We start from the raw sequence: 26,569 nt of genomic DNA, 5'->3' as shown, positions 1-26,569 counted from the left end.
TGGATATGTAAAGAAGGTAGTAAACAGGGTAGAGTGATTTACCCTGTTTTTTATGTTGAGGGGAAGTATAAATAATGCTTTTACTTAGAGTTTAAGCATTGTATAATAATACTATATTTAAATTTATTTTAATAGTCATACTTATTTGAAAGGTGATATTCATGAAAACTTATCTAGTAACAGGAGGAGCAGGTTTTATAGGCTCTAATTTTATTCATTACATGTTTAAAAAGCATGAGAATATAAAAATTATAAATTATGATAAATTAACTTATGCAGGAAATCTTGAAAATCTAAAATCTGTAGAGAACAACTCTAATTATCTCTTTATACAGGGAGATATATGTGATAAGGACAAACTACAGCAGGTATTTGAAAAGCATGACATAGACTATGTGGTTAACTTTGCAGCAGAGTCTCATGTGGACAGGAGTATAAGGGAGCCTGAAACCTTTGTGAAGACCAATGTCTTGGGTACTGTAACTCTTTTAAATGCTGCAAAAAATGATTGGATTTTAGGAGATGGTTTTAAAAGTGGAAAGAAATATCTTCAGGTTTCCACAGATGAGGTGTATGGCTCACTTGGAAAAGATGGATATTTTACAGAGAAAACTCCACTTGATTCTCACAGTCCTTATTCCTCCAGCAAGGCTTCTGCAGATTTAATGGTGAAGGCATATTATGATACATACAAAATGCCATTAAATATTACAAGGTGTTCCAACAATTACGGAGCTTATCAATTTCCCGAGAAATTAATACCTCTTATTATAAATAATTGTCTTAATAAAAGAGAACTTCCTATATATGGAGATGGACTTAATATAAGAGACTGGCTCTATGTAGAGGATCACTGCAAGGCTATAGACATGGTTATGGAAAATGGAAAAGTTGGACAAGTATACAATATAGGCGGCCATAATGAGAGAACAAACATACATATAGTGAAAACAATAATTTCTTATATACATGACAATGTGGATTCCTCTGTTGATGAAAGTCTTATAAGATATGTTGAAGACAGAAAAGGACATGACAGGAGATATGGCATTGACCCTGAAAAGATCAAAACTGAGCTTGGCTGGTATCCTGAGACCAGGTTTGAAGATGGAATAATAAAGACTATAAAATGGTACCTGGATAATAAAGACTGGATGGAGAATGTAACCAGCGGAGATTATCAGAACTACTACAAAAAGATGTACTTATAAAAAAGGGGTGTAACCAATGCGAAAAGGCATAATACTGGCAGGTGGTTCTGGTACAAGACTTTACCCGATGACCAAGGCAATATCCAAGCAAATCATACCGATATATGACAAGCCAATGATTTACTATCCATTGTCTGTTCTCATGCTTGCGGGGATACGTGATATTCTAATTATTTCCACTCCGAGAGATATAGATACTTTCAAAGAGCTTTTTGGTGATGGAAGCCAGCTTGGACTTAATTTTGAGTATAAAATTCAATATGAACCGGGGGGACTTGCAGAGGCTTTTATAGTTGGGGAAAAGTTTATAGGCAAGGATGATGTGGCGCTTGTACTTGGAGATAATGTGTTTCATGGATATGGTTTTACGGAGAGACTTGAAACTGCTTCAAACAATCATGATTGTTCGACAATATTTGGATACCATGTGAGTGATCCAAAAGCTTTTGGTGTAGTGGAATTTGACAGTGATTTCAATGTAATTTCCATAGAGGAAAAGCCATCAAATCCAAAATCCAATTATGCAGTGCCGGGACTATATTTTTATACCAATGATGTAGTAGAAATTGCAAAGAATATCAAGCCTTCGGCAAGGGGAGAGCTTGAAATTACGGATGTAAACAATGAATATTTAAAGAGAAGGAAGCTCAAAGTAGAGTTGTTTGGACGTGGAATGGCATGGCTTGATACAGGGACTGCAGCCGGACTTTTAAATGCAGCAAATTTTGTAGAAGCTGTTCAGACAAGGCAGGGGCTTTATGTCGCTTGTATAGAGGAAATTGCATATAGAAAAGGGTACATAAATGATGCCCAGCTTTTAAAACTTGCTGAACCACTCAAAAAAGTTGATTATGGAAAATATATTTTGAGTTTGATTAATACATCTAAGAGGAAGTGATTTTATTGAAAATATTGATTACGGGAGCTGGAGGACAACTTGCTTCACAACTCCGCAGTATTCTTGAGAGTGGCAAGTCTGAGCTTGGAGCTCTTGATAAGATTTATTCAGGTTCTGAAATTAAGTATGTAACGAGAGAAGAACTTGATATATCAAGGATAAATGATGTTATTGATTTTGTCCGGGAATATGAGCCTGATATTATAATAAATTGTGCGGCTTATACAAATGTTGATAAATGTGAAACCGATTTTGAAAATGCTTTTAAAGTAAATTCAATCGGTTCAAGAAATCTTGCCATAGCTGCTGAAAATGTTAAGGCAAAACTAATACATATTTCGACAGACTATGTTTTTGGCGGCAAAGGTTCTATTCCATTTAGAGAATATGATCTGCCTGCTCCTGTAAGTGTTTATGGCAAGACAAAGCTTTTAGGGGAGCAGTATGTGAGAGAAAATTGCAGCAGATATTTTATAGTAAGGACAGCCTGGCTTTATGGCTTATATGGGAAGAACTTTGTGTATACTATACTCAAAGCTGCAAAGGAAAAAGGACATCTGGATGTGGTAAATGACCAGAGAGGCAATCCAACTAATGCAGAGGATTTAGCCTACCATATTTTAAAGTTGCCACTTACAAATGAATATGGGATATACCACTGTACTGGAAAAGGGGAGTGCAGCTGGTACGATTTTGCGTCAAAAATTGTAGAATATGCAGGTATAGCTTGCAGCGTGTCTCCTATGACTTCTGAAAAACTTAACAGGGCAGCTAAAAGGCCGGAATTTTCATCGCTTGATAATATGATGCTAAGGTGTACTGTTGGTGATGATATGAGGCAGTGGCAGGATGCACTAAAATCATTTATTGAAAAACAGTTAAACTAATTGTTGTAAGGAAGGAATTGATTAAAACGGGTAAATTTAAATTTAATAAAACGAATATTAAAGGTGTATATATAATAGAAATAGGTGTTTTCGGAGATAACAGGGGTTATTTCATGGAAACTTATAATTATAATGATTTTAAAGAAGCTGGACTTGATATGGTTTTTGTTCAGGACAACCAGTCCAAATCTAAAAAGGGAGTGCTCAGGGGGCTTCATTTCCAGAGAGAATATTCACAGGGTAAACTGGTTAGAGTTGTAAAAGGTGAAGTTTTTGATGTGGCTGTTGATTTAAGAAAAGGTTCTGAAACCTATGGCAAATGGGTAGGGGTTACTTTATCAGAAGAAAACAAGAAACAGTTTTACATACCGGAAGGTTTTGCACATGGATTTTTAGTACTTTCAGATGAAGCTGAGTTTTGCTACAAATGTACAGATTTCTACCATCCTGAAGTTGAAGGCGGTCTTATCTGGAATGATCCTGATATAAATGTAAAATGGCCGCTTGATGGCATAGATAATATTATCTTTTCTGGAAAGGACAAATTGTGGCCTAAGCTTAAAGATTCAAAAATATCGTTTTAATTATGGAACTGTCGCACTAAGAATAAACCTAACAACATATTGTATGTAAATTTATTAATGCGACAGCCCCTTTTAAGCTATGTTATTGCCACTCATTATATGGTTTTACAGCCTTAACTTCTACAATATTTTGATAAGATGATAGGAATGGTATTCTCAGACCATATACTTTAATTTCATATTTTCTGTTGATTCTTAATCCACCATAAATATCCAAAGAGTTAAATTTAAATTCCAATAAACTGTTTGTATCCTTAAAAACCCTTACGGTACCGTCATTTAGCTGTGCATAAATTAAATATAAATTTTTTTTATCAGATTTATGTTCTATTTGTTTACTTGAAATGATTACTGTGTAAGTATTCCTAAATAAATGCGGCTGAAGCATGATTACAATTGCTAGTATAATAATACAAACTAGTACTGTTCTAATCTTATATTTTAAAGTTTTATTTTTCATCATAAAAATCTCTTAATTGATAATATTAGTCTAGTATATATTTACTAGTCTTTTTTGTATATTATTACTTAAGGAGGAAATTAAAAATAATAAAAAACAGTTGACTTATTTAAACGTTTACTATACAATAGAATTAAGAAGAAGGATAGAACTTCTTCTGGCAGCCCTAACTCACGAAAAGTACTTAAGAAAGTGTTTTAAGGAAATAAAAAGTCTAAGTGAATCAGATATTAATACACTTATTTTAAAAAAGTAAATATAATTTAATATTCACTGAAGTAAGTTATAAAAAGATATCTAAGGGAATGCTTATGAAAGTTTGATTTATGAAAATGTTCAAGAAAAACGAATAACATTTACAAGTCCCATGAAATGAGCAAGTTGGTTTTACAATTAAATCATTTGTTAGATGGTTAATTATTAAGTATAGAATAAATTTTTATGGTGTATTAATACATTGTAGAAGGTAATTGAAGAAGGGTGATCAATATTCAAGTAGAAACAGGGTACTCAAATGAGTTAGGTGTTGCTTAACCACCAATTAGTTTATATTATAGCTAATTGGTGGTTTTAATTTTACAATATAAAAGAACAAGTGTTTGTATAAAATTATCCCTATATGAAAATAATAAAGATAGAAATAAAAATAAAATTTTCTGGAAAGGGATAACTAAAATGGACTATAATAAATATGAGGACACAGTATTTAAAAAAGCTATGGAGATATTTCAGCAGAGTGCAGTTGATTTTTTCAATATAAACACAAAAATAATAGCTCCTGCTGAAATAGAAATAAAAAACATAGAAATAAAAACAAAATATATGGATTACTTGTTTTATACAGAAGACGGTAACTATCTTCACTTTGAATTTCAAACTACAAATAAAAAAGACGATATTAAAAGATTTCTTTACTATGATGCTTCATTATTCTATAGGGAAAAGAGGAAAATAAGAACTATTGTAATATATTCCTCAGATATAGAAAATTCAGATGAATGTGTAGATGCAGGAACCATAAAGTATAGAGTAGAGCCATTTTATATGAAAAATATAAATGGCGATGAAAAACTAGAATATTTAAACAATAAGATATGTAATAAAGAAAAATTAACTAAAGATGATATATTAAGCATAACATTTTTGCCGCTTATGAATGGTGAAGGGAGTAAAAGTGAAAGAGCAATAAAAAGTTTAGATTTAGCAGAAAATATAAAAGATAGACAGTCTAGACTAGATTGCATGAGCATGCTTTATGTATTATTGGATAAGTTTGGAGATTTATCCATCAAGAAAAAATTAAAGGAGAGGATTTCTATGACTGAGATAGGAAGAATGATAAGAGATGAAGGTAGAGAAGAAGGTAGATCAGAGGGAAAATCAGAATTAATTATAAAACAATTGATAAAGAAATTTAAAAAATTACCTGATGGCTATGCTGAAAAAATAAAGACACTTTCAAGTGATAGTCTTGAAGTTATTGCTACAGATATATTTGATATGGATAGTATAGAAGATTTAGAAAAATATTTTTAATATATTAATGAGGGTGTAGATGCAATGCAAAAGAAAAAAGTGAGACCATTTAAAGAAGCATTGGCTGATATGCAGAATTGTATTTTATAGTGCTAATGATGAAAGTAAAACAATTACTATTATTAGAATATTATACAACAGGAGAGATTGGCTAAATCTATTATAGATAAAATTATTAATATGGAAATTTTAATTTTTATGGTGTATTAATACATTGTAGAAGGTAATTGAAGAAGGGTGATCAATATTCAAGTAGAAACAGGGTACTCAAATGAGTTAGGTGTTGCTTAACCACCAATTAGTTTATATTATAGCTAATTGGTGGTTTTAATTTTATATTAATATTTTACTGGCTTCAATTGAGTGTATTGCCATGGCTATCTTTTCCTCATTTTGTACGAGGGCGAAACGTACGAAGCCTTCTCCATGTTTACCAAAGCTGCTGCCAGGTACTACAATAACTCCAGTCTTGTCCATAAGATCGAAGGTAAATTGCAGGGAGGATTTATATTTTTTAGGAATAGCAGCCCATACAAACATACTGCCTCCAGTGCTATCAATATTCCAGCCAATTTTAGATAATCCTTCAATTAACAGATCTCTTCTTTTTTTGTAAGTATTTTTTACAAATTGAACATAGTCCTGTGGACCGTTTAAAGCTGCAGCAGCGGCTTTTTGAAATGGAAGAAACATGCCGTAGTCAACATGGGATTTTAATATCCTTAGCTGATTTATAACGTCCTTATTGCCAACAGCAAAGGCAATTCTGCAACCAGGTATGCTGTAAGTCTTTGATAGAGAATTGAATTCAATTCCAATATCTTTAGCTCCGGGTATGGATAGAAAACTGTCTCCTGTGGTGCCATCAAATACAAGTTCACTGTATGCATTGTCATGAAGTACTATTATATTGTACTTTTTTGCAAATGCAACAAGCCTTATGTAAAAATCCCTTGGAGCTGTGGCGGTAGTTGGATTATTTGGATATGATATTACCATGAGTTTTGCTTTTTTTGCTGTCTCCTCATCTATTGCATCAAAATCGACAAGATAATTGTTTTCTTTTAACAGGGGCATTTTAACTATTTTTGCACCAGCAAGATAGGGGCCTACAGTAAAAATAGGATATCCTGGATCAGGTGTTAATACTATATCACCAGCATCTATAAGAGACAGCGATAATTCTGCAAAACCACTTTGAGATCCAAGAAGAGAGACTATTTCATCATTTTTGAGTTTTACTCCATATCGTCTATCATACCAATTTTTTACTGAATTTGTCAATTCACTTGTATCGTTTACAGCGTATATGTAATTTTCTATTTTCCCCGATTCCTCTACCAGTGTTTTAACAATATGAGGTGCAGGTGGTATGTCTGGAGTACCAATGCTAAAGTCAATTACTTCTCTACCTTCAGATATAAGCTTGTCCTTTCTATAGTTGAGTTGTGAAAATATAGAAGAAGCAAGCTTTTCCATTTTTTTAGAAAAAATCATTTTAAACCTCCTTAGTTTTATTATTTATTACATTATATCACTAAGGAGGATGTGTTACTGTTTTTTCTATTCTATGTCAAATACTTTGTCTAATCTGGTCATTTTAAAAATTTTCATGACCTGGTCATTGACAGAATGAAGTTTGAAGGTGCCATTTACATTTTTGCACTTTTTGTAAGCTGATACTAAGACTCCAAGGCCTGTGCTGTCAATAAAAGTACATTTGCTGAAATCAAGTACAAAACTTTTTTCATTTTTATCTAATAAGTAATCAAGTTTTTTTCTAAGCTCGTCAGCCTCATCAACAGCAAAATTTTCTGGTATTTCAATATTTAATTCACTCATTTAGATCACCCACCTTAAATTTTAAATTTTTCTACAAGATTGTTTAGTGATTCTGCAAGAGCACTTGTTTCCTCTGCACTTGCTGTCACATTTTCAATTGCTGAATTTTGTTCTTCAGTAGATGCAGCAACTTCTTCACTGCTAGCTGCATTATCTTCAGTTATAGTTGCTACTTTATTGATAAGACCTATTATTTTATCGGAAGTAGCTACTTCATTTTTTGTAACATCTGCTATTTGTTCTATATCACTTGCTATTAAATTTACTGCATCTATAATACTGACAAAGGACTTGTCTGTATTTTTTACTATGACTACTCCATCTTCTACAGCACCTTTGCTTGAAGACATATTTTCTACAGCCCTGTCTATTTCAGCTACCATTTCATTTATTAATGAGGATATTTCATTTGCACCTACATTAGTTTGTTCTGAAAGCTTACGAACTTCATCAGCAACTACGGTAAAGCCTTTTCCATGCTCACCAGCCCTTGCTGCTTCAATAGCTGCATTTAATGCTAGCAAATTGGTTTGAGATGAAATATCATTTATGGTATCAATAATCCCACTGACTTTCTTTGAAAGCTCCTGTAATACTTTAAGTGTATTCTCTGTCTTATTTGATGATTTACGAATATTTTCAATAGCAGAGACTGTTTTTTCAATTTTACTTCTTCCTTCTTCTGCCGTATCCATAGTATTATCAGAATTTTTTTTGGCTGTAAGAGCCCTGCTTTGAGATATTTGAACAAGGCTTGAAAGTTGAACAAGAACCTGTGATACTTCTACAATTGAATCATTTTGAGTTTCAGAATCCTTTGCAACTCTTTGTATAGTTTTACTTATCTGTTCAGTAGATGAACTTATCTCTTCATTGGAAGTAGCTAATTCTTGTGAAGCAGAAGCCAGGTTTTCAGAACTATTTTTAACGTCAAGTATTGTATTTTGCTGATGTTCAAGCATCTTATTAAAATATTCACCCAAGGTTTGTATTTCATCCTGTGTATTTATTTTAGATTTTACTGTTAAATCACCATTACCAGCTTGCTCCATTAAAGCTTCTAAGTTCTTAATAGGATTTATTATATTTCTATTAGAAAGTTTATATGCTAAAAGTACTGCAATTAATATGGATAATATAGAAATTATAATTGTAAAATTTCTAATATCTATAGCGGAAGACATATATTTGTTATAGTCAGCTCCTACTGCTATAATCCAATTATTGTTTGAAACAAACTTCCCAAATTTGCGGACTCCATCATAAGTGTAGTAGCCCTCAGAACTTCCATTTGATTTAGCCTTATTTATTAAAGCTTTCAGCTGGTCATTATTGCTGTTTAAAATATTTTCTTTGAATATTTTGCTGGTGCTTGGATGAGAGATAACAAGTCCATCTTTATTAACCATATATGAATATCCATAGTTGCTTATTTTGATATTGGACACTACATTGGAAATACTATCAAAGGACATAATTCCGACTATTGCACCTACAACTTTATTATTAATTTTTAAAGGATATGCAACTCCTACTATTGGTTTGCCGGTAATTCTTGATATCAAGACAGTTTTTTTATGTGCACCTGGAGTACCTTTTAGGGCATCCATGACAAAGTCTCTATCACTATAGTCAACATTGTAATTTTCACTTGAGTTGCTTACAATTCCTTTAGCTGATGTATTTGCTATAGACAAAGTTTCTACTATATTGCTGTTTTCTTTCTGTATTTTTTGTAAATAGTTATAAACATCAGCAGTATAGCTATTATCGCCTGAAGCAACTTTTGCCATTCTTTCGTCAGAACTTAAAATTTTAATATATTTATCTGTCGAATCTATGGTTGAATTTATACTTTTGACAGTTTGGTTGGTAGTTTCTCTTAATTGAAGTTCTGTTGAATTTTGTAGTGCTCTGGATGCCATAGTATAAGAAAAAATTCCTAAAATGACAAGCGGAACTGCTATAAATACAAAAAACATCAGTCCCAATTTATTCTTTAAACTTGTTTTCATTAAAATACCTCCAAATTAAAGTTTATATATTGTTGTGATTTATGAAGCCAGAGATTTTTGTATAATTAGAGTGTTTTGTTTTAATTTAACATTATCTGAAAGATTTTTAATAAGAAATAATCCTCTTCCTTCATTTTTTAATATGTTTTTATCATTCAATTCCTCATTAATTTTTACATTTTTAAGTCCGGTTCCACAATCTTTAATTTCAAATTTTACATTGGAACCATCGTAATAATATTTTAAATAAATAGGCTTGTTCACGTTCATTTTATTACCATGTTTAAAAGCATTTGTTAGAGCTTCCGTAAGTATTAACCTAATATCAAAATCATTATTAGCTGCATTCAATTCTGTGATAATTTCGTCTATAGTTTGTTTGTATTTAGATAATCCATAAAGGATAAATTCCTTATTTTTCATTCACAGTCCTCCAAAGTTATTTGATTTCTAGTGCAATTATTGTGCTGTCATCTTTTAAAGCATCACCGTCATTAATTGTGTTGTTTAAAGTATTTTTTAAATAGGTTATAAATTCAGGGATTGTATGTGATTTAAGATAATTTTGCTTGAGTTCATTATCATCAAATATGAATTCCAATCCATCAGTAGGAAAATAAAATTTATCACCTTCTTCAAAGTGGATTGTTTTCTCATCAAATATTCCGTTTTCGAACATACCTAAAAAAGGTCCCTTTACAATAATCTCTTCTGCAGAATGCTTGCTTCTCTGGAACATAAATTGATTTATTCCTGCACCTATTATTTTTGCTTTATTTTCTTTAAAATCCAGACTAAAACAACAAGCTGCAATATAATGATTATCACCTAAATAATCGACAATTTTTTTATTTAAAAATTTAACTATTTGGGAAGGAGTATCACTGATTAGGATTGCTTCACGAAATAGAACAAAAAATGCTGATACGTTAAGTGCTGCCCTGATACCTTTACCGCTGACATCCCCAATTATTCCAATCACCAAGTCTTGATTGACTTTGTAAAGCTTGAAAAAATCTCCACTTACGGTTCTAGCTGGCATGTAAAGACTCTCCATTTCAAGTTTTTCAGGAAAAGGAGATGTACCTTCGATATATTTTTGTTGAAATTTAGCAGCTTCATTCAAATTTTTTTTCATCTGAGTAATGTTTCTAATAATTGCCTGAATTGCAGGACTACCTATGTAAGTTAGATAGCTTGAGGATATCTCAACTTCAACTATGCTATTATCATAACGTACAATTTTATAATCAAAAATAGCTTTTGATTTTTTTTCTTTTAGATGTTTTTTTATTCTTTTACGAGCTATTTTTGCAAATTGTGGATGTATATATTTGTATATACTGTTTCCCATAATTTCAGTACAATCGCTGCCTAATAATGTGCAAGCTTTATTATTTGCTAAAACAATTTTATTATCTACTATGATAACAATTGCCTCTGGAGAAAGATCAATGATTTTACGATATCTTTCCTCACTTTCTTTAAGGGTATTTACAAGAATGTTAATTGTAGTAATATCTTTTAAATTTTCAACAACGAACATTACCTCTTTTGAACTATTTAACACAGGGTTATAAGTACATTCCACAAATTTATTTAATTCTGGAATATACTTTTTATATCTTATAACTTTTTTGGTTTTAATGGCTTTTTCGATGCCGCAGCCTTTACAAAGCTCTTTTTTATTTAACATTTCAAAACATTTTTTATTTCTAATCTGCTCAGGATTTTTTTTATAGAAATTATATGCAGCATCGTTTAGAAATAAAATTGTCTTATCTAGGTCAAATACTCCTATTATATCAGCAATATCTTTTAAAACATTTTTTAAAACATTTAAATTATAAGTTTTATCATCAAGCATTTTTAAAATAAAGCTCACTTTCCTTCAATTCATATAAATTATTCTGTATATAAAGTGTTTATTCTAATAATACAACATATTAAAAAAATTTTAAAGTTTTAAGTAATTGTCTGGAATTGTACTATTTTTATGGAAAAATGTATAAAATATTTCCTTTTGTAAATGATAATAATAACAAAAATACTAAGAAATGCGGAGATTTGTATATGTATATTTACTATGGAATTATTATATTTATTTTTGGAACTATAATTGGAAGTTTTTTGAATGTATGTATATATAGAATACCGCTGCAGGAATCTGTTGTATATACACCTTCTCACTGCACAAGCTGTGGAAGAAAAATTAAATGGTATGATTTAATTCCTGTAGCAAGTTACATTGTTTTGAAAGGAAAATGCAGATATTGTGGAGAGAAGATATCTAAAAAATACCCTATTGTGGAATTTGTTACTGGTATTTTATATCTCATGCTTTACGTTAAATTTGGAATTAGCATAAGTATTGTAAAATACATAACATTTATAAGTATTTTGATTGTGGTAGGTATAATAGATTTTAATACGACAAATGTTTATTTTGAAACTACAATAGTGGGTTTAATTTCATCTATTATATTTTTAGCATCATATTATTATATCGGGTTTCCTGTAAAGACATATGTTTATGGAGGTATATTAGGCGGAGGGCTTTTGTCGCTAATTATTGTCATAACAAAAGGTGGAATGGGATGGGGTGATATGGAGATCTGCTTTGTATGTGGAATGTTCCTCGGGCTTGAGCTTACTTTTGTCATGTTGTTTTTATCTTTTGTTATAGGAGCAATTGCAGCTGTAATACTTATTTTATCAGGTAAAAAATCAAGAAAAGATTATATACCTTTTGGACCATTTATTGCGGCGGCATCTGTTATAACGGTGCTGTTAGGTCAGAATATCTTAAACTGGTATTTATAATATTTTGGAATTATAAATTTAAAAAATTCTTCATATATTAAATACTGCAGTCTGTTATAATAAATTGTATTATATGTTTCTAACAAAATTAAAGAAGCATAATTAGTATGCGGAGGGATTTAATATGAAATTTAACTTTAGAAAAAAAGATTATTATATATGTCCATATTGTTTTTCAAAGCACGATTTAAATGAAGTTAATTTTCTTTGTGCAAATGATCCGGAAGTTTGCAGCAATGCTAAAAATCGTATACCAATTAAACCTAGAATTGATGATAATAAGAATAAAATGCTGGATCTTGTATTTTGTAATGAATGTGGTAAGGAAACAAACATAAAAATATGTCCAAGTTGCAAGTCGGAGCTCCCTAATTCGATTGGAGAATATGACAATTTGATTTTTACAGTAGTGGGTGACAGAGGAGCAGGTAAAAGTCATTATATTGCAGTTTTGATTAATAAATTGATGAATGAAATATCTTCAAATTTTAATTATAGTTTTTCAGCAGCTAACGATGAAACGATAAGCAAATACAGGAGAGATTTTTTCAATGCTATTTTTAGGAAAGGTGAAACAATAGATTCCACACGATCTGCAAAAATAGAACCATGTGTAAAACAACCTCTTATATATAACTTTACCTTTAAGGGGAACAACATAATTGAAAGTTTTGTAAAAAGCAAGCTGAAAAATAATGCTGCAACTATTGCTTTCTTTGATACATCCGGGGAGGATCTTAATTCTGAAGAAGCTATGAAAACTTTTGACAAATATATATATAGTTCATCAGGAATAATATTTTTGATTGATCCACTTCAAATGAGAAGTGTAAGGCAGAAGCTTTCCAAGGATATTGAGGCTGTGGATGAAGATAGAGAGATAGAGGATTTACTGTCAAGAACGGTAAATCTCATTAGAAAAGGGAACGGTATAAAAATTGATAAACCTATAGACATACCTGTGGCAGTAGCTCTGTCAAAAATTGATACAATCAAGCCGCTTATAGATCAGTCAAAATTTATAAATTATTCTGGCGGACGTGTCAACAAAGGATATTTTGATTTGTCTGATTTTGAAGATATAAGTGAGACGGTGGAAGCTTTACTTAGAAGCTGGGGTGGTGAAAATTTTGTAAATCAGCTCAATTCTAATTTTAAGAATCATGCTTATTTTGCATTGACTGCCCTTGGTTCTTCTCCATGTGATAATAGAATTTCAGAAATTACACCACATAGGGTGGAAGATCCTTTTTTATGGCTTTTATACAAATATAAGCTTATAAATGGAGGGAGAAGGAAGTGATTTTAATTGCCTAAGTGCAGAGAATGTGGAACGGAATTAAATGAAAATGATAAGTTTTGTATTTATTGCGGAGCAAAGCAGGAGAAAAATAACGAAGAAGAAGATACATTTGAGTATGATGAAATACATAATACTTCTCCTCAAAAAAGATTCAAGCTTAATCGTCAAAATCTGAAAATTTTTGGCATAACTATATTGACAATAGGTGTATTTGCTATTTCTCTTAAATTAATTTCTCTAATTGTTAAAAAATAAAAGAGACGGCTCAATTGAACTGCCTCTTTTCCATTTCTGTGCTATTTAATTAAAACTGTACTGATTTTAGTTTGAAGAACTTTTATAATTGCATATCCTATTATACTTCCGCCAGTTGTGCTTAGTAAAAATGGAATTATGTAGACAGTTGCTCCAACACTTTGTCCCATTATTAGATTTGCTATTGGAACAGCCAATAATGAACCAAGTATTCCAGTCCCAAAAATCTCACCTATGAGAGCTGTTATAGGTTTACTAAACTTTTTATATAATATACCTGCAAAAAATGCACCTATCATGCTTCCTGGAAATGCAAGCAGAGAACCTGTGCCTAAAAAATTTCTTATGAGAGATATACAAAATGCTATGGACACTGAATAAAATGGTCCAAGTATAATTGAAGCTATAACGTTAATTGCATGTTGTATTGGATAGCATTTGGATACTCCTACAGGGATATATATGGAGGTACCACCTAAAACCCCCAGAGCTATAAAAAGGGATGACACAGTTAGATTTTTTACTTTCATGAAATTACTTCCTTTCCTACGCTGGTATTATCCAGATCAGTTTTTATGGGTCTAAGAAATATATCTTACTCTCAGCCTTTATTGGCTCCCCTTATTATTATTTTACCACAAATATAAAAAAAAGATTCTACTTTATTTAGGTAGGTCACAGTAAAAATTTATATGGCGCAAATTTTTCTTCATTACCAATATTTTGCCTTTTTTATTTTTGGCAGACTTATACTATTGTATTTTAAGTGCTTTTTTAATAAATTATTACATTTATAGTATTTTACTCATAAAATCAAAGGTCGATAGACCCTTTAATATTTGTTGCATTCTTGTAACTTTGCCTTGTCCATATAGTATACTGCTTTGTATATTTTCATTATACTTTGTAGGCTTTTTCTGCTGCTTTAAAAGTATTTTAACTTCGTCACTTATGGTTCTTTTAGACTCATTTAACTTATCTATAATCATTTTATTTATATCTATGAAGTCTACGACTTTGCTATTTTTTAGTATTTTCTTAAGCTGTTCATGTAAATCTCCAGAATGTTTAAGACAAAGAAGTTTGCTCATATGATTTGCACCACTTATAGACCAAGCAGTTCCATTGTTTTTCATTCTTAAAACTAGCACATTTCTTATACTACTCTCCATTGTACCTAATCCTTTAAATTCTATCCCGTCAGGGGGTTGAGGTAAGAAAATATCCTTTTTATCTTGATATCTGATCAGTGCATCAAAGTTATTATTATAATAGTTAAATACTTCTTTTAATTCTTCCTTAGCTTTTTCATCAGTTTCTTTATCTATAAATTCTTTGAGTTTTTCTATAGTTTCAGCATATTTCTTTTTCTTTAATAGTTTTTTAATTTTCTTTCTAGCTTCTTTATTTTTTATCTTTCGATTAGCTTTTTGATATATATGAAACAAATCTAATTGATAGATCTTATTTAAGCTATTTTCTGTTTCAGCACTAATCCAGGATGCTCCATCTCCATTTAATATTATATATTGAATTCCATCTTCATTATATACTTCAGCTATGCCACTATTAATAATGCTATCAAAAGCTTCAGTGCCTTCATATCCTGCATAATAACAGGTACCTACAGTATGATATGATTCATTATATTTACGCCAACCCTCATATACCTTTGCTAGCTTAAGTTCCTGCTTATGTTTCTATCCCTGTATTCTCAAGAAGACTCCGTCTTTTTCTTCAAAATGTATTTTAGATTCTTTCTCTCCTTTAAGTTCATTATTCAGATATTTTTCAACCCTTACATTTTCAAGCTTTTCAATGGCTGTTCCTACAAAATCTACTTTATTTTTTATAGTTTGATGGCTTACTTTAGTTACTGTTGTATTTTCTATTTTTCTAGCACTTTCTCTATAAGAATTGTCAACTGCATTGTCAATAATTCTTTCAACAAGATTTAAACTTGTTCTTCCTATAGTGTCTAAATCTAAAATATTGTCCAAAAGACATATTCCTTCTCTTGTATGCTTGTCTATATAATATCTTCTTTGAAAAGTTAAATCTCCCATAACAGTTTGAATAGTCTTTTGTGTTTTAAATTTATATCTATATTTCTTTTTATCTCTGCTGTTGAATAACTCTTCATCTAAATTTTCCATTAGCCCTTTAACAATTGATAAGCCTGCTTCACAAACGATTCCAAAAACTACCTTCTCAATTTCATTGAAATTTACTCTATCATGATTTAAAATAATATTATTCATACTAATACTCCTTTCTTTATGTTTTTTTATGGTAAAACTATTATAAAAGGATTTTAGTATGAATTAAAGGCCTACCGGCGAGGTAATTGCTGGTGGGCCTTCCTTATTTTTTGCCTAAAAATATTTTACTTACACTTTAGGTAGAATCTTTTTTTAGATTAAATGATCAAGCATCTGTTAATTTTCCATGATTATTGGTTAAATAATCAACACAGGTACTTTGCATATCATCAAGTGACCAAAGTCCGGTTTGATTGAAGTTATAATTAGAGTATGTTTGATAGTCGCTCTCTGGTACAGCATAAGTTTGTATCAATGGATACAGAGGCTTGTCCAAACCAGCATTTTTATAATCCTGAATCATTTTATCTGTAGCTTTTGTAACAGACCACTGCAGTTCTCCCCAATAAAGTTGAGGTGCTGTAAAATCACAATATTCATTAAAAATAGCATAAGGTACATCTTGGTGATAACTTTCTATAGGAAATGAAGTATATCCTAAAACAGCATTAGGAATATATTGTCTTATAGTTTTAAGTACACTTTCTGTTTGAGATGTCTTATTAACTACATCGTCTTCTGCATCAAAAACATAATAATCACTATTTTTAATTGCATCCATTATTATATTAACTTCAGTTGATGGATCATTAAAACGATTATATCCCCAGGTTCCGACTTTGAAGCCTGCATTTTTGAAATCACCTACATATTTTAAAAAGTCACCTTTAAAATCTGCTCCATCAGCAGCTGTGTCTGTACCATCATGATATTTAATGCATACATCATTTATACCAAGTGATTTTAATTCTGATATTAAATTGTCTATACCACCATATTTATCTACTTGTTTTTGGAGTTCCCATATCCAGATAGATGTATTAGATGAAGAAGAGCTGGATTTAGCTTTTATAGTTAGGTCCAGATTAACCTTGCCATCATAGCCTTTCACAGTTCCCTCATAAGCATAATCTCCAGGAGCTTCCGATGTATCAACAGGCTTGTCCCAAGTTATGCTTACCTGTTCCGTAGAACCATTTGAAAGGTTTGCAGTTACCGTTGATGGAAGTGTGTAGCTGTCACCTTGTCCGATGGATGTAGTTATAGTATTTACTGAAACTATTTTAGGAGCAGTTTTGAAATTTAAAGTGATAGAATCTTTTAAATGCTCATTACGTTTTGATGTAAGGCTGCCGTCTATAGTTAGAGTATAATAAGTGTCAGGGTCATAGTTAGATAGTGCAGCTACATTTATGTACATATTATATTCACTTAAAGATACATTTATAGGTATTTCAGCTTTGGTACTCTGGTTTACTATCTTTATACTATTTTTGGCTGATGATAATTCTACAGGTTGATTAAGTTCTATTGTCCATATTTTATCCAAAGCTACATTTTGAAAATTATCTTCATTTATTGATGAATAAACAAAGTCGTTTTTTACTGTTTCAGTTTCAGATGATACAGTATTTTTTTTAGATTGAGCTTGAGATGAAGTTTGTGGAGATGCATCAGTAGTAGCAGTAGTAGTAGATGTATCATTTTGTGTTTTTTGTGTTTTGGGATTGGAATAATCCTGAGCTGAAGTAGTTTTAACTGTGCTAGATGGAGTGGAAACTGTACTGGCTAGGACTAGATTATGAGGAGCTAGCTGTAAAATTGTAACCATTCCTGCAAGAAATAAAATGTTTTTCAACTTCCTAAACAAAATCGTCTCTTCTTTCTACATAAATTTTAACAAAATAAAAGTTAATATAATTATTTTACTATTAATACTTTAATGAGACAAGTTAGGATGAAATGTTACCACAATAATTTAACTAGCCGCTTGAAAAATTTCTCAAGCGGCTAATATCATAATATATGAAAAGTGTTTTTTAATTTTTCCAAATATGCCACATTGCATTGTCTCTGCCCCTGGCAAATACATCAGTTCTATTTCGTCCCCAGGATACAGCTGCCGGTGCTGACGTTATAATTCCACCGATACTTGTCCAAGGACTCCACCTAGAACCATTCCATGACATGGTGATCAATTGGTTATTTAAGCCTCTGGCAAATACCTCCAGCCTGTTTGCAGCTCTAGAAGAGACTGCTGGTGAAGAGTTTATTAATCCACCAAGATCCTGCCATCTGCTCCATCTGGAACCATTCCAGAATAAATGCATTACTCTATTTCTCTGACCTCTAGCAAGTACATCAATTCTATTATTTCCCCAGGATACAGCTGCTGGTGATGAAGTCAATATTCCACCAAGACTTTCCCAATCACTCCACCTGGAGCCATTCCACCATTTATGCCATAGGGCATTGTCGGTTCCCCTTACAAAAGTATCTAATCTATTAGATGCCCATGAAGAAACTGCCGGTGAAGAACTTAACCTTCCACCAAGGCTTTCCCAATTACTCCATCTAGAACCATTCCACCAAATATGCCACATAGCATTATCTCTGCCTCTGGCAAAAACATCAATTCTGTTGTTTCCCCAGGATACAGCTGCTGGAGCGGAAGTCAATATTCCACCAAGGCTTTCCCAATTACTCCACCTGGAGCCATTCCACCATTTATGCCATAGAGCATTATCAGTGCCGGTTACAAAGGTATCCAGCCTGTTTGGTGCCCAGGATGAAGCTGCTGGTGCCGCAGCTAATACTCCACCAAGATTTTCCCATCTACTCCATCTGTCACGAGTAGGTGGAATAACTACTCTATTACTTCTCATTTGCTCATTTAAAAATGGACAATAAAAAAATTCATTATTATACATTTAATACTCCTTAAATTTTGCTATGGATTAAAATCCCAATCAATTATATTTTATGAAACAAGCTATCATATGTTACAGGTAGGATTTAGCAAAATTTAAGTTTTAAATCTTTGATAAGAGTTTTAAAGCTGCACTGCTCATGATTTGAACACCATAGGACAAAGCCCTCTCGTCAATATCGTATTTAGGATGGTGCTGTGGGTATATAATTCCTTTTTCAATATTTCCTACACCTATGAATATGAAGCATCCCGGAACTTTTTTCAGGTAATATGAAAAATCTTCGCTGCTCATAAAAGGTTTTATCTCATGGGCATTTTCTCCAAGTACTTCTTTTCCTGCTTCAAGGACTATACTTGTAACTTTTGGATCATTTGAAAGAACGTAAGTACATGTGTTTCTTTCAATTTTACAATGGGCTCCAACCATATCGCAGATATCTTCTACAATTTTTTTTATATGATCGAATACATCTTTTCGAACATTTTCATCAAGAGATCTTATAGTTCCTTTCAGCATTGCAGTACCTGCTATAGAATTATACACTTTACCGGATTTTAGTACTCCGACTGAAACAACAGCCTGTTTCATAGGATCTACATCTCGCCCTACAATTGTGTTTAATGCTACTACTATTTGAGATGCTGTCAGTATGGAATCTATTGTTTGATGCGGCATTGATGCGTGTCCTGCTTTTCCTTTGATAAATATGGAAAATTCGTCACTTGCCGCCATAACAGGACCTTCGGATATTCCTACAGTTCCAAATTCTACAGGCTGCCACAGGTGAGAACCTATAATTGCAGATACATTTTCCAGACCACCATCTTTTATAATTGAATCTGCACCTGATCCGTCAGCTACTTCTTCTTCACTTGGCTGGAATATAAATCTTATATTTCCATTGATTTTATCTTTCATATTGCATAGAACCTTTGCAGTTCCAATGAGCATAGCTGTATGTCCGTCATGTCCGCATGCATGGCAGGCACCCTTGTTTTGAGATTGGTAGGGTTTGCCACAATCATCATCTATAGCCAGAGCATCTATATCTGCACGAATTGCTATAGTTTTACCTGGATATTTTCCATTTAATTCAGCTATGACTCCGGTTCCGGCAGCTTTTCTGATATTTAAATCCAGAGTACTTAATATTTCTATGATTTTCTTTTGAGTATTAAATTCTTTTTTGCTGATTTCAGGATTTTTATGAAAATATCTTCTTAATCCTACTATTTCGTTATAATATTTATCTGTAAGTTCCTTTATAATATTGTCCATACATAAAACCCTCCTTAATTGCATTAACTTATTAGTTAGTGTTTTTACAGGTAATGACATTATACTCTAAAATATGATTATTTACTACAAGTAAAACTATAATTTATTCATTGTATTTTTAATCACAAAAATGTAATATTATGATTATTGATGATTTAATTTTTATGGGTTTTATCTGGGGGGATAAACATGATTACAAAAATTCAACATAGAAATTTTGAATTAATTTATGATGTATTTATGAGCATATTGGCATTTTTAGCTATTGCAGTACTTATATTACAATCGGCAAGTAAACCTTCATATATGGAAGTACATATATTGGCTTATATTGATGATACCATATGGACTATTTTTACAATTGATTATTTTACGAGGTTTGTCATTTCACGTGACAAAAAAACTTTTGTTAAGAAAAACATCATAGACTTAATTGCAATAATGCCTTTTAATATTATATTTCAAAGCTTTAGGATATTTGAATCGGTAAGATTGTTTAAACTTATAAAAATATTAAATATTCTAAGATCCATAAAGGCACTGGCTTTCTTTTTGAAATTTCAAAAATATGCTGGCAAGTTTATGAAAACAAACAATTTTAATTATGCACTTCAAGCTACTGTTTTAATTATATTCATTGGTGCAATAGGTCTCCATCTTACGGAGGGCAGGAGCTTTGGTGATGCTATATGGTGGAGCTTTGTAACCACTACTACTGTAGGATATGGTGACATTTCTCCATCAACTACACTTGGGAGAATAATAGCTTCAATTTTAATGATTACAGGAATAGGATTTATAGGTATATTAACAAGTACAATTTCTTCATATTTTATTGACAAGAAGCTTAATAATCTTCAGGGAGATTTTAAGAGTGAAGTTATTAGAGGCATAAAGAAAAAACTTGATAACTTTGATAGATTATCTAATGAAGATGTAAATAATATATGTGAAGTATTGAGGGCGTTGAAGAAAAAATCTTAAATTAATGATAAAATAATTAAGACGTTGGTTTTAAGAGCATTTAATAATGGGAGGAGAAGCTATTAATGAATGATTACAAATGGTGTGTATGTGATATGGATGGTACTTTATTGAATTCAGAAAAAGAAATATCACAAGAAGATAAAAAAGCACTTAAAAAACTTCAAAATGATGGAGTGGAAGTAATGATTGCATCAGGAAGAGTGGATACTTTATTGAAGTTATATATAAAAGAATTGAGTTTAAATGGATATATAATATGCTGCAATGGTGGATTAATCAAGAATATAAGAACAGGGAAAATACTTTATTCTAAAATAATTAACAAAGATGATGTCAGGAGGGTTCTGACACAATGTTTTCGTGATAATTTGAGCTTTCTTGTATATACTGTCGATCAGGTGTATTCAAATGAAGGAAATCGAATAGGAGAAAAGTATAGAAGACTTAATAAAACGTTTGATAAAGATAGTAAAATACCTATAAATTTTGTAGATGACAAATTGATGGATTCAATAGATGGTATGGGAGTTTTAAAGATTTTGCTGGTTTGTGATGAAAGGGCTGAGGTTATAGAACTTGAACGAAATTTTTCAAAATATAATGGCCTGACGGTGGTAAGCTCTGGCGAAACTTTGGTGGATATTATGGCATCAAATATTTCCAAGGGGAATGCACTTGAAATTTTATCTAAAAAGTTAAATGTAAGTTTAAGCAGGGTAATTGCATTTGGAGACAACTATAATGATATTGATATGCTGAAAATAGTTGGTATGCCAATAGCTATGGAAAATGCGGTAGAGGATGCCAGGTCAGCAGCAAAATATGTAACCAAATCCTGTGATGATTCTGGAATAGCTTATGCAATTAATAATATTATAAAGTAAAAAAGATATTATAAAGTAAAAAAAATGAATTTTATGGTGGTAAATTTATAAGGTATGATGATATAATTAAAATTATAAATAAAAAATATCAAATAGTATAAAAAGAGGGGCATAGTTTATGAAATTATTTAGTGTTGTACCTAAAGTTTACAAATTTAATAAGTTCGGTGAATTTGCTGAGGAGTTCAAAATAGGAAAAGGTGATTTTGTTCTGACAAATAAATACCTATATGAACCATTTATGAAAGAATTAAATCTTGATGCAGAAATTGTTTTTAGAGAAAGTTATGGTAAAGGTGAACCATCGGATGATATGATAAATTCTATTATAAATGATATGAAAGGTAAAAATTTTAAAAGAATTATTGCAATAGGCGGTGGTTCTATAATAGATATATGCAAACTTTTGACTATAAAAGATGTAGATAACTCTGTTGATTTATTTGAGAAGAAAATGCCTATAATAAAAGACAAGGAACTTATTGCAATTCCAACTACCTGTGGAACAGGAAGTGAAGTTACAAATGTATCTATAGCTGAGATAAAATCAAAACATACTAAAATGGGACTTGCAGTTGATGAATTATATCCCGATTATGCAGTATTTATCCCACAATTAGTTAAGGGACTTCCTTATAAATTTTTCGTTACAAGTTCGGTGGATGCTTTAATACATGCGGTTGAATCTTATGTTTCTCCAAAAGCTAATTCTTTTACTCAATTATTTAGTGTACAAGCTATAAATTTAATACTTAAGGGCTACATGGATATAATTGAAAAGGGACAGGATTATAGATTGGATATAATTGAAGATTTCTTAATTGGAAGCAATTATGCAGGCATAGCTTTTGGAAATGCAGGTGTCGGAGCAGTACATGCACTTTCTTATCCACTAGGTGGAGGATATCATGTTCCACATGGAGAAGCAAACTATCAGTTTTTTACTGAAGTATTCAAAACTTATAACAGATTAGATCCAGATGGAAAGATAAAAGAGGTAAATAAAATTTTAGCAGATATACTTGGAACAAAGGATGTTAGCAGTGTATATGATGATTTATCTGGGGTTCTTGATAAGTTACTTGCCAGAAAACCTCTTAAAGAATATGGAATGAAGGAAGAAGAAATAGATGAGTTTACTGATAGTGTAATAGCTGGACAGCAGAGACTTCTTGCAAACAATTATGTCCCACTATCAAGAGAAGAAATTCGTGGAATATATGAAAGATTATATTAGTATATGAATTTTTAAAAATGCCATTTCAAAATGATTAAAAAAGATTATTCTGAAATGGCATTTTTATCTTTATGAATAAAATAAGAAGCATTACGAAAAACTATTTATTTGTAATAAAAAAGATTATAATATGACTTTTGTAATTGTAAACACAGATTAAATAATTGTAACATTAGTGTTTAAGGGAATTACGATTATAAAAATTGTAATTGGCATGGGTTTTGCTTATATAAAAGGTATAAGAATTAAAAAGGAGATGAGAACATGAAAGACAATATTAAAATATTATGCTGCTGTGGTGCAGGAATATGTACATCCAATTATTTAAAAGAAGAAATAGAAGATAGAATGAAACAGGAAAAAATTAAAAATGTAAAAGTTGTTATATGCAGGGTTACAGATCTTGAAGAACAAGTTGGAAGTGCAGACTTAATTGCAACTACAGTTGAATTGAAAAATCCATCTGATGTTCCGATGGTAAGGGCACTTGGTATAATGCTTGATGATAATGCGGCAAAAAAAGCATTAGATGAAATTACAGCAATTGTCAAAGGACTATAAGTTTTAAAGTTAATAGCGCTATTAAAGTATGTGAGATAAGTAAACGTTTAAAATCACTTAGAATGGAGGAAAAAATATGGGAATAATAAGTCAAATAACCAGTGCATTGCATGCTTTCTTTGGATTTAGTTCTAGTGTAACAATAGTAGGTTTATTTCTTATAATTTGTTTGGCAATACGTGTACCAATTAAAAAAGCTATACTTGGTTCACTGAAAGTATCTATAGGGCTTCAAGGTATAATGCTTATAGTTAATCTTATACAAACAGCGATGTCTCAGCCTGTAAATAATATAGTTAAAATATATGGATTTCACAAAAGTGTTGTAGATATTGGATGGGGATGTTTAACTTATGCTTTTGGAAATACGTATGGATATTTTGGTGTACTGTTGTTTTTGATATTGAATGTTTTCCTGGTATATATAAGGTATACTAAAACTTTATATGTAGATATATTTAATACGTGGAGACCTATGCTTCTTGGAGGTATGATTGGAGTAGCTTCGCACAACTTTTGGATAGCTACATTATCAGTTATTATATTTTTGATGATTGATGTAAAAGCAGCAGATATTGCTGCACCTTATATAGAAAAAATAAATAATTTTCCACCAGGAGGTTCATGGCCTCATGGAAGCCACTTCTCTTTTCAGGCATGTATAGCAATACCACTTGAATGGGTTTTAAGAAGAATACCTGTTATAAAAGATGTTACTATAAAAGCTGAAACTATAGAAGAGAAATTTGGAATATTTGGTGAGACTACAGTTATGGGAGCTTTGGTTGGAATACTTATTGGACTTTTAAGCCAGATAGGTATTATGCCAGCATTTTTACTAGGAGTTGAGATGTCAGCAGCATTTTTACTTCTTCCGAGAATGGCAGCAATACTTGTAGAAGGATGGTTCCCTGTTATTAAAGCTGCAAGGAAAATGCTTACATCCAAATTGCATAGAGATGATGTTCGTATAGCACTTGATTGTTCTACTGTAATAGGTCATCCAGCAGTTACTCCAACCACATTGCTAATGTATCCTATAGCATTACTTATTTCTCTTGTACTTCCTGGAAATACAATGATAGCTTCTGTAAGTTTAATAATAGTATTGTGGGAAAGTGCAGCTGTAAATGCAATAACTGGAGGAAACATATTTCATAATATAATTATTGAATCCATTATAGTATGCCTTTTCTGTTGGGGTGCAAGCCTTATGGCAGGACCTATGACGGCACTTGCTGGAACTATGAATTATAATGTCGCAAAAGGAGCTATATCAGCATGGGATGCCACAGGTACACCTTTGGTTGTAATAGTTTACAAAGCATTTAGTCTTATATTCGGATTTTAATTAAACATAAAAGGAGGAGCTACATGAATAATACAATTGACGGTATATATTATGATATGCTGATAATGGATAATATAAAAACAAAAGAAGATGCTATAAAATATATATCAAATTATTTAGAAAACAAAGGATATGTAAATGAACAATATGTTAATGCCACTATAAAAAGAGAACATGTATATCCAACTGGACTTGCAACAAAGCCTATAGGCATAGCTGTTCCTCATTCGGAACGTGAAAATGTGATAGAACCTGCTGTTATAATGGGTATCTTAAAAAAACCGATTGAATTTTGTAAAATGGAAGACAGTAAATCTAAAATAAATGTAGGTGTAGTATTTTTACTTGCCCTTAAAGGAGAAAATAGTCACCTCAATTATTTAAGAAATATAGTAAACTATTGTAAGGATGAGGAAAATTTAAAAAAGCTATATTATGCTGAATCCAAAGATGAGGCTTATAAAATTTTCATGTCGCAGATATTAAAATTTGATTAAAATAAACTATTTGCTTTCTAAATTTAAATAGAAAGCAAATAGTATTTTTGCTACTTCAAATGATATATTTGGAGGTGAATATATTTGAGTGATGGCAATTTAAAAAAAGTTAAGGAAATCATTGAATCAGAAGATGTCAAGAAACCATTGAGTGATGAAGAAATATCACAAAAACTTTCTATATTGAGGGAGACAGTTACAAATATCAGGCATGAATTAAATATACCAAATTCAAGAGAACGAAAAAAATTTAGAATAATCAAAGCTATAGAAGCTATTAAAAGCAAAAATCCGGATATTAATTACAGGCAGATTAATATCGAACTTGTTAAGCTTGGTTTTGATGTGTCTCAAGGTTATGTAAGTAAGCTGCTTGATAACTATGAAAATTATAAAAAATCGCCTCAATTAAAAGAATCGTTAAAACAAAATAACAATGTAGATATTTTCAGTAGTTTGGTTGGTTATGATGGAAGTCTTAAAAAGTGTATAAAACAAGCGAAAGCAGCAGTGCGTTATCCTCCATTTGGTCTTTCAACGCTTATAATTGGAGAAAGTGGTACAGGTAAGACACTTTTTGTAGAATATATGCATAAATATGCTGTCCAGCAGCAAATTATTCACAAGAATGCTCCTTTTATATCGTTAAATTGTGCAGATTATGGTGATAATCCACAGCTGCTGCTTTCAATATTATATGGTTATAAAAAAGGTTCTTTTACTGGAGCAGATAATGATACGGAAGGACTTGTGGAAAAAGCGAATAATGGGATACTTTTTTTAGATGAAATACACAGATTACCTCCAAAAGGACAGGAAATACTTTTTTCATTACTTGACAAGGGAACATTTAAGAGGCTTGGAGAAACATCTAATGATAGAAAAGCAAGGGTTTTTTTATAGGCGCAACTACTGAAGATATAGA

The 26,569-nt window shown here is 31.4% G+C and carries 25 protein-coding genes, 1 pseudogene and 1 riboswitch; of the genes and pseudogenes, 15 read left to right on the top strand and 11 right to left on the bottom strand.

What is annotated here, in order from left to right; translation table 11 throughout:
* Window positions 1-161 precede the first annotated feature (161 nt).
* From rfbB to rfbC, 4 genes are read left to right on the top strand one after another with little or no spacing between them, the layout of a single operon-like run.
* The gene (gene rfbB, locus J2Z42_RS04225; RefSeq protein ID WP_209701137.1) at window positions 162-1,211 is read left to right on the top strand and encodes a dTDP-glucose 4,6-dehydratase; all 1,050 of its coding nucleotides are present in this window, start codon (window positions 162-164) and stop codon (window positions 1,209-1,211) included.
* A 16-nt stretch (window positions 1,212-1,227) separates the two neighbouring features.
* Complete coding sequence (gene rfbA, locus J2Z42_RS04220; RefSeq protein ID WP_209701135.1) at window positions 1,228-2,109, top strand: glucose-1-phosphate thymidylyltransferase RfbA; 882 nt, start codon at window positions 1,228-1,230, stop codon at window positions 2,107-2,109.
* A gap of 5 nt (window positions 2,110-2,114) precedes the next feature.
* Entirely contained in the window at window positions 2,115-2,996 is an 882-nt protein-coding gene (rfbD, locus tag J2Z42_RS04215) for a dTDP-4-dehydrorhamnose reductase (RefSeq protein WP_209701133.1), read from the top strand.
* A gap of 17 nt (window positions 2,997-3,013) precedes the next feature.
* Window positions 3,014-3,580 carry a dTDP-4-dehydrorhamnose 3,5-epimerase gene (rfbC, locus tag J2Z42_RS04210; protein ID WP_209701131.1) on the top strand — a complete coding sequence of 189 codons (567 nt, stop codon included), beginning with the start codon at window positions 3,014-3,016 and terminating at the stop codon, window positions 3,578-3,580.
* Between the two features lie 82 nt (window positions 3,581-3,662).
* Here rfbC and J2Z42_RS04205 read toward each other — a convergent pair whose 3' ends face one another.
* A complete protein-coding gene (locus J2Z42_RS04205) occupies window positions 3,663-4,040 on the bottom strand; it encodes a DUF1523 family protein (RefSeq protein WP_245331483.1) in 378 nt (125 codons plus the stop codon).
* 675 nt (window positions 4,041-4,715) lie between these two features.
* On the opposite strand from J2Z42_RS04205, the gene J2Z42_RS04200 reads away from it, so the two are divergent.
* Window positions 4,716-5,576, top strand: a complete 861-nt coding sequence (locus J2Z42_RS04200) for a DUF4351 domain-containing protein (protein ID WP_209701127.1) — start codon at window positions 4,716-4,718, stop codon at window positions 5,574-5,576.
* A 333-nt stretch (window positions 5,577-5,909) separates the two neighbouring features.
* Here the strand turns inward: J2Z42_RS04200 and J2Z42_RS04195 are convergent, their stop codons facing one another.
* The 5 genes from J2Z42_RS04195 to J2Z42_RS04175 form a co-directional block, all read right to left on the bottom strand.
* On the bottom strand, window positions 5,910-7,073 hold the full coding sequence (locus tag J2Z42_RS04195) for an aminotransferase class I/II-fold pyridoxal phosphate-dependent enzyme (protein ID WP_209701125.1): 1,164 nt from the start codon (window positions 7,071-7,073) through the stop codon (window positions 5,910-5,912).
* A 66-nt stretch (window positions 7,074-7,139) separates the two neighbouring features.
* Window positions 7,140-7,418 carry an STAS domain-containing protein gene (locus J2Z42_RS04190; protein WP_209701123.1) on the bottom strand — a complete coding sequence of 93 codons (279 nt, stop codon included), beginning with the start codon at window positions 7,416-7,418 and terminating at the stop codon, window positions 7,140-7,142.
* Between the two features lie 14 nt (window positions 7,419-7,432).
* Window positions 7,433-9,433: a methyl-accepting chemotaxis protein gene (locus tag J2Z42_RS04185; protein WP_209701122.1), complete on the bottom strand. Its 2,001-nt coding sequence runs from the start codon at window positions 9,431-9,433 to the stop codon at window positions 7,433-7,435.
* 39 nt (window positions 9,434-9,472) lie between these two features.
* Complete coding sequence (locus J2Z42_RS04180) at window positions 9,473-9,856, bottom strand: ATP-binding protein (protein WP_209701121.1); 384 nt, start codon at window positions 9,854-9,856, stop codon at window positions 9,473-9,475.
* A gap of 16 nt (window positions 9,857-9,872) precedes the next feature.
* Window positions 9,873-11,318 (bottom strand): SpoIIE family protein phosphatase, encoded by a 1,446-nt coding sequence (locus tag J2Z42_RS04175; RefSeq protein ID WP_342589994.1) that lies wholly within the window; start codon window positions 11,316-11,318, stop codon window positions 9,873-9,875.
* Window positions 11,319-11,506: 188 nt separating this feature from the next.
* Here J2Z42_RS04175 and J2Z42_RS04170 point away from each other — a divergent pair, with 188 nt between their 5' ends.
* The 3 genes from J2Z42_RS04170 (at window position 11,507) to J2Z42_RS04160 (ending at window position 13,814) form a co-directional block, all read left to right on the top strand.
* Window positions 11,507-12,256, top strand: coding sequence for a prepilin peptidase (locus tag J2Z42_RS04170; protein WP_209701120.1), 750 nt, complete (start codon window positions 11,507-11,509; stop codon window positions 12,254-12,256).
* Window positions 12,257-12,380: 124 nt separating this feature from the next.
* On the top strand, window positions 12,381-13,559 hold the full coding sequence (locus tag J2Z42_RS04165) for a hypothetical protein (RefSeq protein ID WP_209701119.1): 1,179 nt from the start codon (window positions 12,381-12,383) through the stop codon (window positions 13,557-13,559).
* Between the two features lie 6 nt (window positions 13,560-13,565).
* Window positions 13,566-13,814 (top strand): zinc-ribbon domain-containing protein, encoded by a 249-nt coding sequence (locus tag J2Z42_RS04160; protein WP_209701118.1) that lies wholly within the window; start codon window positions 13,566-13,568, stop codon window positions 13,812-13,814.
* Window positions 13,815-13,855: 41 nt separating this feature from the next.
* Here J2Z42_RS04160 and thiW read toward each other — a convergent pair whose 3' ends face one another.
* The 5 genes and pseudogenes from thiW to J2Z42_RS04130 all read right to left on the bottom strand — a co-directional run bounded on the left by thiW (window position 13,856) and on the right by J2Z42_RS04130 (window position 20,127).
* Window positions 13,856-14,344: an energy coupling factor transporter S component ThiW gene (gene thiW, locus J2Z42_RS04155; protein WP_209701117.1), complete on the bottom strand. Its 489-nt coding sequence runs from the start codon at window positions 14,342-14,344 to the stop codon at window positions 13,856-13,858.
* A riboswitch (TPP riboswitch) is annotated at window positions 14,342-14,446 on the bottom strand. It overlaps the preceding gene by 3 nt.
* Before the next feature lie 159 nt (window positions 14,447-14,605).
* Window positions 14,606-16,075: pseudogene (locus J2Z42_RS14415) on the bottom strand (ISLre2 family transposase).
* Between the two features lie 166 nt (window positions 16,076-16,241).
* Window positions 16,242-17,786: an Ig-like domain-containing protein gene (locus J2Z42_RS04140; protein ID WP_209701115.1), complete on the bottom strand. Its 1,545-nt coding sequence runs from the start codon at window positions 17,784-17,786 to the stop codon at window positions 16,242-16,244.
* Window positions 17,787-17,955: 169 nt separating this feature from the next.
* Complete coding sequence (locus J2Z42_RS04135; RefSeq protein ID WP_209701114.1) at window positions 17,956-18,846, bottom strand: PLL family lectin; 891 nt, start codon at window positions 18,844-18,846, stop codon at window positions 17,956-17,958.
* A gap of 102 nt (window positions 18,847-18,948) precedes the next feature.
* Window positions 18,949-20,127, bottom strand: coding sequence for a M20 metallopeptidase family protein (locus J2Z42_RS04130; RefSeq protein ID WP_209701113.1), 1,179 nt, complete (start codon window positions 20,125-20,127; stop codon window positions 18,949-18,951).
* 189 nt (window positions 20,128-20,316) lie between these two features.
* Between J2Z42_RS04130 and J2Z42_RS04125 the strand changes: the two genes are divergently transcribed.
* From J2Z42_RS04125 to J2Z42_RS04095, 7 genes are all read left to right on the top strand, one after another.
* Window positions 20,317-21,111 (top strand): potassium channel family protein, encoded by a 795-nt coding sequence (locus J2Z42_RS04125; RefSeq protein ID WP_209701112.1) that lies wholly within the window; start codon window positions 20,317-20,319, stop codon window positions 21,109-21,111.
* A 65-nt stretch (window positions 21,112-21,176) separates the two neighbouring features.
* Complete coding sequence (locus J2Z42_RS04120; RefSeq protein ID WP_209701111.1) at window positions 21,177-21,998, top strand: Cof-type HAD-IIB family hydrolase; 822 nt, start codon at window positions 21,177-21,179, stop codon at window positions 21,996-21,998.
* 118 nt (window positions 21,999-22,116) lie between these two features.
* Entirely contained in the window at window positions 22,117-23,235 is a 1,119-nt protein-coding gene (locus J2Z42_RS04115; protein ID WP_209701110.1) for a 4-hydroxybutyrate dehydrogenase, read from the top strand.
* Between the two features lie 264 nt (window positions 23,236-23,499).
* Window positions 23,500-23,796, top strand: a complete 297-nt coding sequence (locus J2Z42_RS04110; protein ID WP_209701109.1) for a PTS sugar transporter subunit IIB — start codon at window positions 23,500-23,502, stop codon at window positions 23,794-23,796.
* Window positions 23,797-23,872: 76 nt separating this feature from the next.
* On the top strand, window positions 23,873-25,147 hold the full coding sequence (locus tag J2Z42_RS04105) for a PTS transporter subunit IIC (RefSeq protein ID WP_209701108.1): 1,275 nt from the start codon (window positions 23,873-23,875) through the stop codon (window positions 25,145-25,147).
* A gap of 23 nt (window positions 25,148-25,170) precedes the next feature.
* On the top strand, window positions 25,171-25,644 hold the full coding sequence (locus tag J2Z42_RS04100; protein ID WP_209701107.1) for a PTS sugar transporter subunit IIA: 474 nt from the start codon (window positions 25,171-25,173) through the stop codon (window positions 25,642-25,644).
* Between the two features lie 84 nt (window positions 25,645-25,728).
* The gene (locus J2Z42_RS04095) at window positions 25,729-26,547 is read left to right on the top strand and encodes a sigma 54-interacting transcriptional regulator (protein WP_209701106.1); all 819 of its coding nucleotides are present in this window, start codon (window positions 25,729-25,731) and stop codon (window positions 26,545-26,547) included.
* Window positions 26,548-26,569: the final 22 nt, after the last annotated feature.

Origin of the sequence: Clostridium algifaecis (genome assembly GCF_017874415.1) — a bacterium.
In the GTDB taxonomy this organism is placed as follows: Bacteria; Bacillota; Clostridia; order Clostridiales; family Clostridiaceae; genus Clostridium_B; species Clostridium_B algifaecis.
This window is presented reverse-complemented; position numbering and strand designations above follow the sequence as displayed.

Excerpts from the sequence above, each read along its gene's own strand:
- rfbB (WP_209701137.1), top strand. The coding sequence starts at position 162 with ATGAAAACTTATCTAGTAACAGGAGGAGCAGGTTTTATAGGCTCTAAT.
- rfbA (WP_209701135.1), top strand. The coding sequence starts at position 1,228 with ATGCGAAAAGGCATAATACTGGCAGGTGGTTCTGGTACAAGACTTTAC.
- J2Z42_RS04205 (WP_245331483.1), bottom strand. The coding sequence starts at position 4,040 with ATGAAAAATAAAACTTTAAAATATAAGATTAGAACAGTACTAGTTTGT.
- J2Z42_RS04200 (WP_209701127.1), top strand. The coding sequence starts at position 4,716 with ATGGACTATAATAAATATGAGGACACAGTATTTAAAAAAGCTATGGAG.
- J2Z42_RS04195 (WP_209701125.1), bottom strand. The coding sequence starts at position 7,073 with ATGATTTTTTCTAAAAAAATGGAAAAGCTTGCTTCTTCTATATTTTCA.
- J2Z42_RS04190 (WP_209701123.1), bottom strand. The coding sequence starts at position 7,418 with ATGAGTGAATTAAATATTGAAATACCAGAAAATTTTGCTGTTGATGAG.
- J2Z42_RS04185 (WP_209701122.1), bottom strand. The coding sequence starts at position 9,433 with ATGAAAACAAGTTTAAAGAATAAATTGGGACTGATGTTTTTTGTATTT.
- J2Z42_RS04180 (WP_209701121.1), bottom strand. The coding sequence starts at position 9,856 with ATGAAAAATAAGGAATTTATCCTTTATGGATTATCTAAATACAAACAA.
- J2Z42_RS04170 (WP_209701120.1), top strand. The coding sequence starts at position 11,507 with ATGTATATTTACTATGGAATTATTATATTTATTTTTGGAACTATAATT.
- J2Z42_RS04165 (WP_209701119.1), top strand. The coding sequence starts at position 12,381 with ATGAAATTTAACTTTAGAAAAAAAGATTATTATATATGTCCATATTGT.
- thiW (WP_209701117.1), bottom strand. The coding sequence starts at position 14,344 with ATGAAAGTAAAAAATCTAACTGTGTCATCCCTTTTTATAGCTCTGGGG.
- J2Z42_RS04135 (WP_209701114.1), bottom strand. The coding sequence starts at position 18,846 with ATGTATAATAATGAATTTTTTTATTGTCCATTTTTAAATGAGCAAATG.
- J2Z42_RS04130 (WP_209701113.1), bottom strand. The coding sequence starts at position 20,127 with ATGGACAATATTATAAAGGAACTTACAGATAAATATTATAACGAAATA.
- J2Z42_RS04125 (WP_209701112.1), top strand. The coding sequence starts at position 20,317 with ATGATTACAAAAATTCAACATAGAAATTTTGAATTAATTTATGATGTA.
- J2Z42_RS04120 (WP_209701111.1), top strand. The coding sequence starts at position 21,177 with ATGAATGATTACAAATGGTGTGTATGTGATATGGATGGTACTTTATTG.
- J2Z42_RS04115 (WP_209701110.1), top strand. The coding sequence starts at position 22,117 with ATGAAATTATTTAGTGTTGTACCTAAAGTTTACAAATTTAATAAGTTC.
- J2Z42_RS04110 (WP_209701109.1), top strand. The coding sequence starts at position 23,500 with ATGAAAGACAATATTAAAATATTATGCTGCTGTGGTGCAGGAATATGT.
- J2Z42_RS04105 (WP_209701108.1), top strand. The coding sequence starts at position 23,873 with ATGGGAATAATAAGTCAAATAACCAGTGCATTGCATGCTTTCTTTGGA.
- J2Z42_RS04100 (WP_209701107.1), top strand. The coding sequence starts at position 25,171 with ATGAATAATACAATTGACGGTATATATTATGATATGCTGATAATGGAT.